Below are 14,658 nucleotides of genomic sequence, written 5' to 3'. Positions count from 1 at the left end.
TGCGGCGCAACCGCATGCCGTCGTTTCCTTCGAGAACGTCTGATTCAATGGCCGTGCCAATGACCCCCATGGCCGCCCCAGTAGCCGCCAATGCCGATGCCGAGGCTCACGGACGGCGCGACGTAATACCCGGGGGCATAGCCATAGGCGGGCGCTGGCTCATAACCGTAGCCATAGCTGGGCGGCGGCGGGGCGACGACGCAGCCCGCCAGGCCGACTGCCACGATGATTGCAAAGAGTAGTCTGGTCATGATTGTTTTCCTCCAATCATTGAGGAGCCGCAAGATTCAGTCCAGCCGTCTTCTGGCGCCACGTCGACAGTACCCATTCGTCGGCGGCGAAGTGAAGCGACAGCTTCGCCGGATAGGCGAGACTGACATGGACCGTTACTGGCAGTCCAACGCGGCCACGGACCCGGCCGCCGTGCCTGCGGACAATCCGGGCGGCTTTCCGGCGAATGGCAAACCGGTTGCGGGCATCACCGGAACCGTGCCCGGTGAATGGTGGTTCCATTCGATCACCGAGGAACTGCGCAACGCAATTGTGGCGCTCGGCGGTACGCCGGACTTTGCCCGCGTCAACCAGCTTGCGGATGTCCTCGTTGAGTCGTTCGCAAAAACGGTCAGTACGATTACCGGCAGTCTTGCAACGGTTGCCACCACTGGCAGCCATCACGACCTGACGGACCAACCGCTTATTCCTGCGTCCTGCGGCGCAGGTCAATGCCGACTGGAACGCTGAGACCGGTGTTGCCGCGATACTCAACAGGCCGGACATTCCGGCTCCGCAGCGCGGCTCGACGCTGCTCGCGGTCACCGTCTATTCCGTCGTGGCGCAAAGCGTCACGTTTTCGGCTGGCTCGCCAGTCATCACATGCTCGCTCCATTCGCCTCTCACCGGATCACCGGTGACGTTCACCAGTACGGACTCGTTACCGGGCAGCATTGCGCAGGGCACGATCTATTTCGTGGTTCAGGTGTCCGCCGATCAGAGCACATTCCAGATCGGCACTGTTCAGGGCGGCGCCGTCATATCGATGACCGACGCGGGGACGGGTACGCAATCGATTGCGAATCCGCCGTGGCGCAAGTCGGATCACGGTCCGGCCGTTGTGGAGACCGCGATTCAGGCCGATGGCGGATCAGGCGGTATCGCGAGCCGGACGTCCAACGCGGATACGGCGACAGGGGGCGGCGCGGGCGGCTATCGGTGGCCGCGCGCCGCTTGGCTGCCAGTCTGCCCGACGAGCTTCCAATTATTATCGGCGCGGGCGGCATCGTACCGGCCTCGGGTACCTCGGGTAGCCAAGGCGCGAATACCTATCTGGGCGACCCACTATCACCCGTTGCCTACGCGACCGGTGGTGCGGGTGGCACCGGTTCGGCGACAAACGCCGGCCTCCTGGGTGCGCCCGGTGGGACCGGCGTCAACGGAGACCTGAACGCGCGCGGCGAAGGTTCCCTCCCGGTCGTCAGCACGACGATATCGAACTACACGCCGGGCGGAAAGTCGATGTATGGCATTGGCGGGATGGGCGGCGCCTATGGTCCGTCCGGGGCGACCCCGGTTCATGACGCTTCGGGTCGGGGAGCGGGCGGCGGGGGTGGAACCGCCCTGACAGGTTCGTACAAGGCTGGCAATGGCAGCGACGGGCTGCTGATCATGTGTGAGTACAGTTGATAAGGACCACAGCGCGGACGGTACACGCCTACCTGTCGCGCAGGAGAACTCCATCATGCGACGTGTTGCAATGACCCTGATCGTTCTCGCGGTCCCGATGCTGACGGCCTGCACCGTCATTCACATCGAAGGAAACGACAACACCGTGAGCGGCATTGAAGGTCATACGGGGACGGTGAAAGTCCCCTCGAGCCTTCGCGACAGCGCACAATCCCAATAATCGCGAATTCTCCAGCATCCGCTTATAATCGGAATGCCGTCGAAACAATGACGGCTCAGGCTTGGCAGTCTGGAAAGGTGAAAGCCCGCATACCTGCTTCGGCAGGTTTGCGTTTGCTTCTGCACGTCCATTGTCAATGGGCGGGCCGTGGCAAGGAGACCCTCGGGTCTGCCGGTTTTGGCTTTCACGCCGGTCTGCCAACCTTGTCATCGTGCCCGCTCACCACCTCCCTATGTGTCCGGGCGATCCTTCACGATAACCAGGACCGCGCATGACCAAACCCACCAGAAAGCAGCAGTCTCCCTCCCGTCCCCCTGTAGACGCTCTCCAGTATGAACGCCTCGCGCTTGCCGCCTTCCATCTTTGCGACCGGCAGGGGCAGCAACTCCGCCATCTGATTACACTTGCGACTTCGATGTTCAGGAGTCCTGCTGTGACTGTCGAGGAAAGACACGAACACCGCAACCTGCTGGAGCTGATGATCCAGATCGGCGAGAACTACCACGCGACCAACCGCTGCGATCAGGAACTGTTCACGGTGCTTGCACTCGACGCCAAGGGGCTTCCTAACCGCCAACTGACACCTGCGGACGCGGCAGCGCTTCTCGCTGACGCTGCGCAAGGCGTGAACGGGAAAGCTGCTGCTGCGAGCGCAGATGCGGCCTTTGTGAGCAGAGTCGCCTCGTAGTTACTCCCTGTTCAACCTCTGAATACTGTTCGCCCAAACGGTCTTTTTTCTATCCCAAAAAAACAGGAATCCTATAAATAGTCCGGCAGTGATTTACCTCTGCATTTCGCATAGCCAGGGGCCAGGTTCAGGAGGGCCATTTCAGGAATTGTCTGATCGCGCGGCCACGCAAAAAGTGAACAATCCGGTCAGGGCGGCACGACCATTCCGCGCCGCTCCCTCGCGCGGTGATTTTCTCCTTCCGGGACAACCAAAAAAGGTCGCAGTTTGGCCTGATTCTGGATTCCATTTTCCAGATCATGAATTGAGACAAACAAGAAAATGAGCAATAAAGACTACCCCGCAGTGCGCCAGTCGATTAGGCATGCGATGCATCTGGCGAGAGCGCCTTTTCCCCGGCGCGGCGCTGCGATCGCTGTGGCGCTGCTGATTTCCCCGCTTGCCAGTGCGCAGTCGCTCTGGGTTCAGAATGGTTCAACACAAACTGCTTCCGGGACCTACGCGACAACAGGTGCCTCGCAGCATGCATTGCTTGCGATGAGCGGCAGCGTCGTGAACGGATCACAGGTCACGGTGCTGACGAGCGGCAATTCTGCAAATGGCGTCTATGCATTGAATGGTGGGAACGTTTCGCTGACTAACAGTTTTATCACGACGACCGGTTCCCAGGCGAACGGCGCCATGGCTTTCGGAAGCAATGCAGTCCTGTCGCTTGACAACACCTCGGTCCAGACACAGGGTGACTGGGCTTCCGGCATTCAGGCCAATGGCGACAGCACCGTGACGGTTCAGGGCGGAAGCGTGACGACGAGCGGACAGGATGCCTATGGGCTTTACAACATCGGATCGGGTGCCAACCTGTCGGCAAGTGGCACCGTGATTGTGACCTCGGGAGCGGCAAGCGCGGGCGCCTTCAATCAGGCGGGCGGCCTGATGACCCTGGATGATGTGTCGATTAGCACGATCGGTGACAGTTCTTCTGGTGTGCAGATTGGTTCGCGGGGCGTCATTGGAGACGGCTCAACCTCCAATACGACGCTGATATCGAACAGTTCGGTGACGACGCTGGGCGACAGTTCGGCTGGTCTGCTTGCATCGGACAATGCGACGCTGAACGCGACCGATGTCACCGTCAGCACGACAGGCGCAGGTAGTTTCGGTGCCGAATCGATCTTCGGCGCACAGACCAGCATCCAGGGCGGCTCCATCAGAACAGCGGGGGATCAGGCTGCGGGCATGCTGGTAGCGGGTATGCCCGCAACGTCCGGCGATCCCGGCACGAATGCCCCGACCATTACGTCGAACGGACTGGAAGTCGGTACAAGTGGCTTGAATGCCCCGGCCGCCTATCTCGCCGGCGGCGCCAGCCTGGCGTTCTCGAACGGCACACTGTCGGCAAGCGGCGCAGGTTCGGATGCGCTCGATGCGACCTATTTCGACACAACCGCCCCGGCCATCGCGAACATCACCAATAGCACGCTGACTTCGACGCAGCGTGATGGGTTGCTCGTGAGCAATGTGACGCTGGATGCCACGCTGACCGGCTCGACCGTGACGGCTGGAACGAACGCCCTGGAAGCTGTGGATCGCGGTGTCCTGAATGTGGTCGCAGATGCCTCAACCCTGACCGGTACCACGAATGCCGATCCGACCTCGACGCTCAGTGCCACCCTCCAGAACGGATCGGTGTGGAACGCGACCGGCCCGTCGAACCTGACTTCCCTCGCCCTGGACGCCGGGACCGTCCGGTTCCTGTCGCCCGCGCAGATCAATGCCGGCAGTGCGGTACTGGCTACCGGTGGCGGCACGTTCGACACGAACGGCTTTGACGCGCAGTTCGATGCCCCCATGAGCGGCCCGGGTTCGCTGACCAAGGCAGGCAGCGGCACCCTGACCCTCACGGGCACTGGCAGCTACCTGGGCGCAACCAACGTCAGCGCAGGCATCTTGCGGGCGGGGGCGGCGGACGTTTTCAGTCCCGCATCGGGCTTTAAAGTCAGTGCCGGCGCGGTACTGGACCTGAACAGCTATGGCCAGACGGTTGCCGGACTGGCGAATGGCGGCACGATCCGGTTTGGCGAGACGGCTGGAACAACCTTGAATGTGACGGGCGACTACGTCGGTAATGGTGGCCTGCTGGCGATGAATACGGAGCTGGGCGATTCGTCGTCACTCACGGACCTGTTGCATGTCTCGGGTTCGACTTCCGGTAGTACCGGCGTGCAGGTGACCAACACGGGCGGCTTGGGCGCGCAGACCACGGGTGACGGCATCAAGCTCGTCCAGGTTGACGGCGCATCGAATAGCCAGTTCAGCCAGGTCGGGCAGGTCCAGGCGGGGGCCTACCAGTACACCCTGTACAAGGGCGGCGTGGGCGCAGATGCATCCAGCGGCGACTGGTACCTCCGTTCGACGCTTGAAAGCCCGCCGCGGTCGCAGGATGAGGAATCAGGCCCGGCTGCACCGGTTATGGAGGGGCCGTCGTCCTCCGGTGCACCCGTGGCATACCGTCCGGGAACGGTGGGGTACGTCATGACACCGCAGCTTGACGCGAATTACGGCTTCGCGATGCTTGGCCGCCTCGACCAGCGGGTTGGCGACGTACCGGACGCGGTGCGGCCGTCTGGTGCGAATGCCAACGGCGTGTGGGGACGTGTGCATGCATGGAGTGCAGACACGGACGCACTGAGCCGCTTTTCGGCTGATACACGAAGTGTATTCGCGCAGTTCGGCAAGGACTGGACACTGAGCGCCCCCTCAACAGACGGCAGCATGCATGCAGGTATCACGGCCACCTTCGGCAACGCATCGATGAACTTCTCTGACGAGTCGCGCAGCAGGGCGGATCTGGATACAGCGACGGGCTCCGCAGAGACGCAGGTTCAGGCGCTCGGTGGTTACTTCACCCGCTATCTGACGAATGGGGCCTATTCCGACAGCGTTGTACAGGTTGCTCACTTTCACAACCGGTACAACGACAACGGCGGCAATGCGCCTGGCCAAAACGGCTTTTCGCTCTCGGTCTCTGAGGAAGTCGGCAGGCCGTTCCAGATCGCCAGCCTGCCGGTGGCATTCGAACCGCAGGCGCAACTGATGTATCAATACATGCATCTCGGTGCGTTCAGCGATAACGTCTCCGCCATTTCCTCAACAGTGACGAACGCGCTGCGCGGCCGGCTCGGGTTTCGGATCATCACGGAAGACATGGTGGACGAGAGCGGCACGAGTAAGGCGAGACCGTATCTCACCGCCAACGTGCTGCATGATTTTCTCGCTCCGGGACAAACCACTGTAGGCGAGACTCCGTTCAACGTGAACTTCGCCCGCACCTGGATGGAGTTTGGTTTGGGGGTCACCGCGGCATTCGGCAAGCGGGGCGAATTCTATGCCGCCATTGACTACAACCATAGTCTCGGCGGACAGACTGCTCAAGGTGTAAGTGGCAATGCGGGCTACCGATATAGCTGGTGATCGTCAGGTGAGCTGTCGTATTGCGATGCTGGAGCAGGTCCGGCAGCGGCTGTGGCAGGAAAGTACGCTAATGGTTAGTGCATTGAGTGCTTTCTGGAAAATCAGAAGAGGTCTAATGGAACAACAGGTACAGGAAGGGACCGGGGGCAAGGAAGAGTGCCAGCTTTGCCGTATCACCTATTCAATCTACTCAAACTTCCCGCGAATGCAATCCGCAATGGCGCTCAACGCCGAAACCGGCGAATGGTTTCCGTTCGATAGGCTGAAGTCGTATTCAAACGGTTACGACATGGCTGAAGCCCTCGGTTACGCATGGGCGTGCGATTGTCGCGAGCGTGCCCCCAAGCGGTTCAATGAGCAGTTCGAGCTAAGAGACTCCACCGGCAAGCGACAGACGGGGGTGCGTTACCGGATACGCGTCGGTTCGAGGGTCATCGCGAAAGGTGTTACCGATTCTCAGGGGCGTACCCAGCGTGTTTCGACAGATAACGCAAAACAGGTTTCTATCGAAGTTCCCGGGCCATAGCTGTGGACAGCAGGTAAGTCTTTTATCACGGGAGAACAGATGACAAATGAATTTCTGAACAAAAATAGCCAATACCTCAAGACAGATGAGAATGAAGAATGGACCGAGATCGGCACAGCCATTACCAATACAACTCCTGGGTCAATATCCAATGTCGTAATCAATACGACGCCTATCTGTCCAAACATGAGCAACAAGGAATTCCGAAAGGAGGCCATGCGTGCCCGCGATATCGGTATGGAGTTGGTCAAGCGACGCATCGAGGGTCTGGCGCGTTGGGACAAGAAGGAGCAGGAGCGCGTGACAACTTTCTTTGCCCGCGCAGACGACGCTACAAAAAGGTACTGAGCGATGGGCTGCCGCGATTGCTCGCGGCCATGCAGCAGTTAGTGCCAGAAAAGATCGTACGATTTGACAGTGAAACGAATAGGATGCTGTCGTGTGCACCCAAGCCGGATTCGGGTAGGAATCACGCCGCAGTCTGCAAGCCAGATTCGGAAAAACGGGTTATTGCTATCTATTCCGCGTTTTGCAGCAGTCCATTTGGTCAATTGTGGAAACCATGCAAAATAAAAACAATAATCCACGAATGTACGCACTTCACGGATACGTTTAATTCGCGCGACGAGATCTATCTCGATACGGAATCCGGGGCGCGAATATGGGCGGAGAATCATCGAGAAGAGGCGATTAGAAACGCAGATAGCATAACCGGATATATAGCAACTTTCGATAAAGACGTAGAGGAAAGGAAATGAGTTTTCGGTACCGCACACCTGTCGCTGTGCTTAGCTTATGCGCTGGTCTTTGCGGACCAGCTTTCGCAGAGCAATCAATTGAGGCCGTGGCGAAGCATAGGCCATCCAGCACTGGATGTCGCTTCTTGGAGCATGTTGAACTGCAATTGCCGTTCAACACCATCGCGCTCTCGAAGGATAACCGGCTGTCAATTGAAAAGGCTGTGAAAGAGGCGCAGAAATGGCCAGATGTGAGGATTCAGGCAATTGTAATCGCTGGCGCATATATCGGTGAGCGTGATCTGGATATCTTGCAGGATCGCCGTGGCGACGTAGTGAAAGGATATTTGAGGAAACTTGGAATCCCGAGTGCAGACATATATGTAGAGCCTAAAACTCTGACCGACGTGTTTGCGCAAAAACTTCCCGATGGTAGCACTCGTGTTAATCAAATAGAAATCGAATTAAGTCCGATTTGCAAGGGTAGCTGCGAATGGATGTGCGACGATCCAAGGCTTTGGCCACCTAGCACGCCTACCAACCCGTAAGCACACGAACAGGGCCTCGCTTCGGCGGGGCCATTTGAAGGTAGATCACGCAGGCAAGCGGCACCACCACGACTGGGCATAGGCGACATCACCGATGAACTCGATGCCGGTGAGCACAAAGCCGTTTGGCCCCATCCAGCTTAATTCAACATCGTGCAACGGCGGAAGGGGCTGTGCGTCTGCCGCGCCGGATTGCTGGAAGCTCGCCACCTTGCTGGTGCGCTTGTATTGCGCGGACTGTTCATGATTGATGGTTACGTCGCCGCTCACCGGCTCGGCAGCTTCGATATCGCGTTTGCGCCGGTCTTTGCCGCGCTGGCGCACCGGTGTGGCAAGTACTCTCATGGGCTTCGTAATGGCTATTTGCGATGCTCATAGCGTAACAGCAGGCATTGTGACGCGGAGAAAAGTGACCCGGATTAAGGTGGCCCGATTCGACGGGTCAGGAATTCGCGCCGAGAGGAAAGCGCGAGCAATTCCAGCGCCGTTACTGCGTGACTCGCAGAACCCCCATCATTGTCACGGCGTTTCGCTGTGCGATATCGCGATAGCAGTTGTTAAACAGGACGTGCGTGCGCGCCGTGCGTCCCGCAACGTCCTCAATCAGTGGCGCGAGTTCGCGAAGCTCGTTGTCTCTATAGTCATAGTTGAACCGTTCCGCCGCCGACTCGGCCCCGCTCCATGTCGATGCATTGCGACCATGCAGCCGTACGATCGCGAGCCCGGGCGACGTCGTTTCCCAAACTGAGTTCGCGCGCTTCGTCACGCCTTCCGGCGCATCGACAATCACGCGAACGATCCCGCGTTCGCGCTCCATCGCAAGCGTTGACTCGCGGTGCTTCTCGCTGAACCATCTCTCGTGCCGAAATTCGAACGCGGTCACAAACGGGTGCATGCGCTCCGCGCAGTGCTCGACGTGCCCCATCGCTTTCGGTACTGCGGTTATCCAGTGCGGAAACTGGAATAGCACCGCGCCGAGTTTGCCGCTCACGTGCAGTGGCTGCATGGCCGCAAAGAAGCGCGCCCACAGTTCGTCGATGACTGGCGGCGGTACATCCTTGTAATAGAGATTCTTCTTGCCGGTGTTCGGCAATTCGGCCTGCAGATCCTTCGGGAAGAACTTGGGCTCGGTCTGGTGGCCGGTGAAGAGCCGGAACGCCTTTATGTCGAAAACGAACACCGGCGGAGTGCGCTCAACCCATAGCGCGCTGTTGCTCGCGTTGGGCATCGCATAGTAGGAGGAAGCGACTTCGACAATGGGGAACACGCTGGAGTAGTACCGTAGGCGTGCCTCGGCACTGGTGCAGCCAGGCGGATAGAACGCACCCGACTCGATCAGTGTCTTGTCGGTCCACGACGCAGTGCCGACCAGAATCGCCATGCGCGCCTCCACTGAGACCGCCGAAAAGGGCCATTCGGCCATGGGTCATGCTGTATATCCATACAGCCTTTTGAACTCTAGACCATGCTGCCCCCGTTCCGGCTGCAGGAAAAAAGGAATTCGCTGGATGAGTGCCAGGGTTTGCTGGACTCGAAGGCGTGGCATTCATTGGACTACTGGGGCATGCCCATCGTACCCGCATGAGGTCGCGCGGGTAACGATCGAGGTCGGTTCACGACCCACTGCCGTCGTTCGAAGCTCCGTCACCTCAACGGCAGCTTACTCTGGAACAGCGATCATCCGACATCCCGCGCTGAGCGACATGAACGGCCATCGCGGTCATTGGTTGCACGGCCGTAACAACCCATGTCGAGCGTCCGCTCTGGCGGTGCGACGAAAATGAGTCGCGCGACAAGCAAGTCCGGATTTCACCGCGCGCGCAAATGCGCTATTGGACGACATCCGCCTTCCGAGGGCGGCGTGGCGCGATCAAACGACGGCGATGCCGTTACGCCTGCAACTTGACGCAACTTTGCTGCTGCGGCAACGACGAACGGCGACTCCTTCAGCCTGCCTTAAGGTAGTGCGCGAATACAGCCGGATGTTCCGGCTAGTACGCGCGCAATGGATCCGACAGGCATGACTGCCGCTGCATTCTTTAGCTGCGTCCGGAATATCTCTTCCTCCAACCCGTTTACTCGACACTTCTCTCGCGGCATCCGATTTGCCGATTTCACCCAGTCACATCGCCTCGCGGGTTGCCCACCGCGAGGCAGCGTCATGGTCGAGACAGGCGACCCGCTGCCCGGCCATGGACAAGCCGCGACTCAACTTTCAAAGGAGGTTAAGCCACACATCAATACCTAACTGCAGATCTGTCCGTCGAAGCGGGTCAACCTCAGGAGCAATCATGAAATCGCTATTCAAGCCCCGCAGCTTCAGACCACTGGCTTCTCGAGCTGCCAGTCTGTCCGCTGCCGCCTTCATCAGCGCGTTGGCCGCAGGCCAGGCATGCGCGGAACAGCCGCCACCACCTTGCCATCCGAATCCGAACGGTGCCGCTGACGGCGCGCTGGTGCGTCAGCGCGGCGACATCGCGCATCTGCCGGATCCGCTGCAGGATCTCCTCCAAAGGATAGCCGAGCGGCCCCATACCTATTTGCCGATTCAGGCCTATGCCGAGGCCGACAAACCGAGCCAGTTGTTCCAGTATTACCTGCTGTCCACAGCAGGATTCGAACCCAATCCGTTCACGGCACGATTCCCCGGCATCAACGACAAGGCGATGCTGACGGCAAGTGGCGCCGACTGCGGCTTGCCAACCATCGGTGCCGTGCGCGTTGTGGTCGAACCGAAGCCTGGGCTGCCCACTGATCCGAACAACGTTCGCGCCTTCATCGATGTATTTACCGACCTCTCATATCTGTTTGTGATTAACAACGAAAGCGGTTGGTACGAGGGCTGGATGATCCACGATTTACACGTGCCGGATATCGCACCACCCCGACCCGACGGGCACGCCGAGTTCGGCACAATGACAACCGCGGACGCGGCCGCCTTGCATGCGATGGGCACACACAACAACGTGCCAGGCCGGCTATTCACAATGGACGGCAGGGCACCGCATTTCCCCGACGCTTCTGATCACTTCCCCGACCGCCAGACCAATATCGTGCCGATCCAGCTAAGCATGGGGGCGATTAACTGCATGCAGCAGTCTGATTGTCACGGCTACTGGGAATTCAATTACACGACCAACTGGATCCATCCACTCTACGAGTTGCCTTTTACCGGCGGTATCCCCGGTACCTTTGAGGCGGGCAAACTTGGCGCGCTCTCGTCACTGATTCCGGGCTCTGGACCGGCAGGCGTGAAGAACAGTCCGATCGACTATGGTGACGATCCGAACAATGCGGCTCCGCTGGGTGGTGCGGGTCCGCGCGACCCCGACCGGTTCGACGCGGACGTCGATAACCAGCGGGAATATCGTCAGCGCTTCATCCCGAGCGGGCTGGCCCACGAAATTTACCTGGACACCTATGTGCGAGTGGCATCGTTCGAGCCGGGCACGCCCTTCCCGCAGCGCTTGTACGACGCCTACGTGGCCGAAGTCAGACGGGTCGATACCAATGGCGACGGCGTCATATCGGCACGCGAGGGAGACGTGGATACTGCCAGCGATGGGTTCCCGGACAATTCCCGCCTGTTCTTACCGGTGACTTCGTTCCGTCGCTTTGCCGTGACGCGCGAAATCAATGACGGTTTGCTGGCACCGCGGTTCGCACCCAGCCAGCGGGCCTGGGTACTGACTGGTGACGCCATGACCGTCAACCCGCCTCGGCCGGCGTCTGCGGGTCGCGATAGCGACGACCGTTGAAGCAACTCGTCGACCTGACGGGCTGTCTGCTGAGTTGCAAGAGGCGTTCAAACCGTATCGTGCGCTCTTCAGGTAGAGAATAGGGCTGCCCAAAAGGCGGCCCTATTGTTGTCGCGTTCCGTTGATGCTCATCATTCAACGGAAAATAGCGAAGACAAGACAGTCCTTGTTCCCCTGTGGAACCTTCGTGGGCTGGCAGCACCGGAAGGCAAAGATTGAGTTTCTCCGCAGGCTTCACGCTGAACAGTCGAGCGCATTCCGTATCTTGATAGCGGACACTCCATGATGTCGCACCGCTCGGCCCCCAATGTCGGCTTCGGCCGACGACACAACCGACGCAATTGGCACGCTAACGTCCGTTGCCTGGGGCGAAGCCGACGCTCGAACGTCCGTGTACAAGCGTGGGCGAAGGTCCGTTGTTGGCCGAACGCCGCCCCATGACTAACTTCCGTAGCCGGGCCATCTCCGGCCGCTAGTCCGCGCCTTCTCACGGACATTCGGACGTCGGCTCCGCTCAGACAACAGACCTTCGCGCGTCGATCATGCCTGTCGCGTAGGCCGCCATCCCAAACTAATTGTTTCGGCAGAATGCACTTTAGTACATCGACACGCGCCCTTAAGTATGTCGTCCTGCTGTCGTTATATAGGACGATCCGATACTAATCGTCGGCCAGCGCAGCAGGTGCCGCATCGCCGCCCGCTATCGCACAGTACGCGGTGCAGCAACCCCTGGACAACCATGTTTTCGACGATAAAGGGCAGCCTGGCGCTGGCCATGGCGTTTTTGAGCGCACTTCTCGTGGCAATCGGCACGATCGGTCTGATCGGCATGAGCCGCTCGAATACCACGACCTACGATCTTTTCACCAACCAGATGCCGAGCGCCGTTTCAGTCGGAAGCGCCGAAATGTACATGGCGCGCGAACGCCTGAGCTTCGATCGCGCCGCGATTAATGCCGGTACGCCGCCCTCCGCCGAAGATGCAATCGGCCACGGCGCTCTTATGCGCAAGGCATCGGATGAGGCGTGGGCAACGTATGCTGCTTTGCCGCAGGGCCCGGGCGAGAAGCAACTCGCCGATACCTTCAACAGCCAGCGGCTCGCACTCCAGAAGCTGCTGGACGCGAGCTACGCTGACGTCCGTTCCAACGACCACGACAGAATCACGAAGGCCGCAAGTGCTATGTCGGTCGCGTTCAACGAATTCGCCAAGTCGGGCGTCGAGTTGCGCAAGTTCCAGTTCGAAGCCGCCAAAGCCGCGTACGACGAGGACCAGGCGACCTTCAACGCATTCCGCATGCTCAGCATCATCGCCATTTTTCTGGGCGTGGCCGCAGCCGGCTACTCGTGGCTCTCGCTGCGCCGGAAGATCGCACGTCCGCTCGATGCGGCGCTCGCACAATTCGACGCCATCGCGTCGGGCGACCTTCGCCGCGACGTCATCGTGACGTCGAACGATGAAATGGGTCAATTGCTTCGCGGCCTCTCGAAGATGCAGGCGAGCCTCATCGATACTGTGCGCACGGTGCGCACAGGCAGCGAATCGATCGCCTCGGCCACCAAGCAGGTCGCAGCGGGCAATATCGATCTGTCGTCGCGCACGGAAGAACAGGCGTCGGCGCTGCAGGAAACGGCGTCGAGCATGGACGAACTGACGGGCACCGTGAAGCAGAATGCCGACAACGCGCGACAGGCCAGCTCCCTCGCGGCCAACGCGTCTGAAATCGCGGACAAGGGCAGCCGCGTGGTGTCGCAGGTCGTCGACACAATGGGCGAAATCAATCAAAGCTCTGCCAAGATCGCGGACATCATCACGATCATCGAAGGCATCGCGTTCCAGACCAACATCCTTGCGCTCAATGCAGCCGTGGAAGCGGCGCGGGCCGGCGAAGAAGGCCGCGGCTTTGCGGTCGTGGCGGGCGAAGTGCGCTCACTCGCCCAGCGCTCGTCGGCGGCGGCGAAGGAAATCAAGCAACTCATCGGCACCTCGGTTGAGCGCGTTCAGTCGGGTACCTCGCTCGTCGATCAAGCCGGCCGCACGATGACTGAGATTATTGGCGCAGTGCAGCGCGTGACCGACATCATGGGTGAGATCGCGGCGGCATCGGAAGAGCAGAGCAGCGGTATCGAACAGGTGGCGCGCGCCGTGACGCAGATGGACGAAGTCACACAGCAGAACGCGGCGCTGGTGGAAGAAGCAGCGGCAGCGGCGCAGTCGCTTGAAGATCAGGCCGGTGCATTGAGAACGGCTGTCGCGACCTTCCGCCTTCACGATGAAGCGCCGCTCGGCATCGCCCCCATGTGAAGCCGAAGGCGAACGCGCCTGAAGTGGCTGCGTGCCGTGCGGCGCCGGGAATGCCCCACACGCCTGCCAATCCCGCAGCCGATGGACTTAAGCCGGCGGCGGTACGCAGCGAATGGGAAACGTTCTGAACTCAGCATGGCAAGACTGGCACACCGGCCCGCGCGCTTGCTGAACAATGAAATCGATATCGATTTGTAGATGCGCGGACGGGTAACACGGGAGGCCAATATGCGCCAGACCAAACACCCCACCACCGGATGTAATCAAGTGAATGTCGGGTTGTAACTTCAAAGTGGCCGTCGGAGCGGCGCTGCGTCGAGCGGCGGTAGTGGTTCGATACGCGCCATTCGAACCGGCAGGTCGCTATCCCTCGATCGCCGCGCGCGGCTACGGTCCGGGTTTATCGCCGCGCTTTGCGGCGCCCCAACTTGCATCTCGCCTCTGATCCCGACAGCCAGGATACATAGCCAGATAGGCGCTAGCCAATTAACATCGGATCTCGGCGTTATTGGCTATCTGGTTTCAGGCTAGCCAATTGACGTGTACCCATCTTGGCCGCTTCATAGAAGGGTCCGGCATCTACTTGCCGAGGCTTCCATGTAGGGGCCGTCTCAAGATCCGGAAATTTGCGCACGTTAAGCGCTTGTGAGCTGTACGGTTCGAATGGCGCTAGTCGACCGGCCCGGAGCAGACCGATACTCGCTCCAATTGGCAGCCCGAAACGG

General features: G+C 59.8%; 14 protein-coding genes. 11 read left to right on the top strand and 3 right to left on the bottom strand.

What is annotated here, in order from left to right:
* Window positions 1-44: 44 nt before the first annotated feature.
* Window positions 45-251 carry a hypothetical protein gene (locus OKW41_RS25240; protein WP_184055610.1) on the bottom strand — a complete coding sequence of 69 codons (207 nt, stop codon included), beginning with the start codon at window positions 249-251 and terminating at the stop codon, window positions 45-47.
* On the opposite strand from OKW41_RS25240, the gene OKW41_RS25235 reads away from it, so the two are divergent.
* The 9 genes from OKW41_RS25235 (at window position 250) to OKW41_RS25195 (ending at window position 7,870) form a co-directional block, all read left to right on the top strand.
* Window positions 250-741: a hypothetical protein gene (locus OKW41_RS25235; protein ID WP_429574297.1), complete on the top strand. Its 492-nt coding sequence runs from the start codon at window positions 250-252 to the stop codon at window positions 739-741. The two genes, OKW41_RS25240 and OKW41_RS25235, sit on opposite strands and share 2 nt — an antisense overlap.
* 483 nt (window positions 742-1,224) lie before the next feature.
* Window positions 1,225-1,680, top strand: a complete 456-nt coding sequence (locus OKW41_RS25230) for a hypothetical protein (protein ID WP_429574296.1) — start codon at window positions 1,225-1,227, stop codon at window positions 1,678-1,680.
* Window positions 1,681-1,735: 55 nt separating this feature from the next.
* Entirely contained in the window at window positions 1,736-1,900 is a 165-nt protein-coding gene (locus OKW41_RS25225; RefSeq protein WP_429574295.1) for a hypothetical protein, read from the top strand.
* Window positions 1,901-2,171: 271 nt separating this feature from the next.
* A complete protein-coding gene (locus tag OKW41_RS25220) occupies window positions 2,172-2,588 on the top strand; it encodes a hypothetical protein (protein ID WP_429574294.1) in 417 nt (138 codons plus the stop codon).
* A 321-nt stretch (window positions 2,589-2,909) separates the two neighbouring features.
* A complete protein-coding gene (locus OKW41_RS25215; protein WP_429574293.1) occupies window positions 2,910-6,059 on the top strand; it encodes an autotransporter outer membrane beta-barrel domain-containing protein in 3,150 nt (1,049 codons plus the stop codon).
* The gene (locus OKW41_RS25210) at window positions 6,034-6,585 is read left to right on the top strand and encodes a hypothetical protein (protein WP_429574292.1); all 552 of its coding nucleotides are present in this window, start codon (window positions 6,034-6,036) and stop codon (window positions 6,583-6,585) included. Before OKW41_RS25215 ends, OKW41_RS25210 begins: the two co-directional genes overlap by 26 nt.
* Before the next feature lie 39 nt (window positions 6,586-6,624).
* Window positions 6,625-6,933 (top strand): hypothetical protein, encoded by a 309-nt coding sequence (locus OKW41_RS25205; RefSeq protein ID WP_429574291.1) that lies wholly within the window; start codon window positions 6,625-6,627, stop codon window positions 6,931-6,933.
* 29 nt (window positions 6,934-6,962) lie between these two features.
* Window positions 6,963-7,343 carry a M35 family metallo-endopeptidase gene (locus OKW41_RS25200; protein ID WP_429574290.1) on the top strand — a complete coding sequence of 127 codons (381 nt, stop codon included), beginning with the start codon at window positions 6,963-6,965 and terminating at the stop codon, window positions 7,341-7,343.
* Window positions 7,344-7,468: 125 nt separating this feature from the next.
* A complete protein-coding gene (locus OKW41_RS25195) occupies window positions 7,469-7,870 on the top strand; it encodes a hypothetical protein (protein WP_429574289.1) in 402 nt (133 codons plus the stop codon).
* A gap of 45 nt (window positions 7,871-7,915) precedes the next feature.
* Here the strand turns inward: OKW41_RS25195 and OKW41_RS25190 are convergent, their stop codons facing one another.
* Window positions 7,916-8,194, bottom strand: a complete 279-nt coding sequence (locus OKW41_RS25190; RefSeq protein ID WP_429574288.1) for a hypothetical protein — start codon at window positions 8,192-8,194, stop codon at window positions 7,916-7,918.
* Window positions 8,195-8,357: 163 nt separating this feature from the next.
* Window positions 8,358-9,251, bottom strand: a complete 894-nt coding sequence (locus OKW41_RS25185) for a DUF72 domain-containing protein (protein ID WP_429574386.1) — start codon at window positions 9,249-9,251, stop codon at window positions 8,358-8,360.
* 910 nt (window positions 9,252-10,161) lie between these two features.
* Between OKW41_RS25185 and OKW41_RS25180 the strand changes: the two genes are divergently transcribed.
* Together OKW41_RS25180 and OKW41_RS25175 are read left to right on the top strand one after the other, a co-directional pair.
* Window positions 10,162-11,628 carry a hypothetical protein gene (locus OKW41_RS25180; RefSeq protein WP_429574287.1) on the top strand — a complete coding sequence of 489 codons (1,467 nt, stop codon included), beginning with the start codon at window positions 10,162-10,164 and terminating at the stop codon, window positions 11,626-11,628.
* A 739-nt stretch (window positions 11,629-12,367) separates the two neighbouring features.
* Window positions 12,368-13,933, top strand: a complete 1,566-nt coding sequence (locus tag OKW41_RS25175) for a methyl-accepting chemotaxis protein (RefSeq protein ID WP_429574286.1) — start codon at window positions 12,368-12,370, stop codon at window positions 13,931-13,933.
* Window positions 13,934-14,658: the final 725 nt, after the last annotated feature.

The organism is Paraburkholderia sp. UCT70 (assembly GCF_050434085.1).
Lineage (GTDB): Bacteria > Pseudomonadota > Gammaproteobacteria > Burkholderiales > Burkholderiaceae > Paraburkholderia > Paraburkholderia tuberum.
The sequence above is the reverse complement of the archived record's forward strand: the minus strand, read 5'-3'. Positions and strand labels throughout refer to the sequence as shown.

Excerpts from the sequence above, each read along its gene's own strand:
- OKW41_RS25235 (WP_429574297.1), top strand. The coding sequence starts at position 250 with ATGATTGTTTTCCTCCAATCATTGAGGAGCCGCAAGATTCAGTCCAGC.
- OKW41_RS25240 (WP_184055610.1), bottom strand. The coding sequence starts at position 251 with ATGACCAGACTACTCTTTGCAATCATCGTGGCAGTCGGCCTGGCGGGC.
- OKW41_RS25225 (WP_429574295.1), top strand. The coding sequence starts at position 1,736 with ATGCGACGTGTTGCAATGACCCTGATCGTTCTCGCGGTCCCGATGCTG.
- OKW41_RS25220 (WP_429574294.1), top strand. The coding sequence starts at position 2,172 with ATGACCAAACCCACCAGAAAGCAGCAGTCTCCCTCCCGTCCCCCTGTA.
- OKW41_RS25215 (WP_429574293.1), top strand. The coding sequence starts at position 2,910 with ATGAGCAATAAAGACTACCCCGCAGTGCGCCAGTCGATTAGGCATGCG.
- OKW41_RS25210 (WP_429574292.1), top strand. The coding sequence starts at position 6,034 with ATGCGGGCTACCGATATAGCTGGTGATCGTCAGGTGAGCTGTCGTATT.
- OKW41_RS25205 (WP_429574291.1), top strand. The coding sequence starts at position 6,625 with ATGACAAATGAATTTCTGAACAAAAATAGCCAATACCTCAAGACAGAT.
- OKW41_RS25200 (WP_429574290.1), top strand. The coding sequence starts at position 6,963 with ATGCAGCAGTTAGTGCCAGAAAAGATCGTACGATTTGACAGTGAAACG.
- OKW41_RS25185 (WP_429574386.1), bottom strand. The coding sequence starts at position 9,251 with ATGGCGATTCTGGTCGGCACTGCGTCGTGGACCGACAAGACACTGATC.
- OKW41_RS25180 (WP_429574287.1), top strand. The coding sequence starts at position 10,162 with ATGAAATCGCTATTCAAGCCCCGCAGCTTCAGACCACTGGCTTCTCGA.
- OKW41_RS25175 (WP_429574286.1), top strand. The coding sequence starts at position 12,368 with ATGTTTTCGACGATAAAGGGCAGCCTGGCGCTGGCCATGGCGTTTTTG.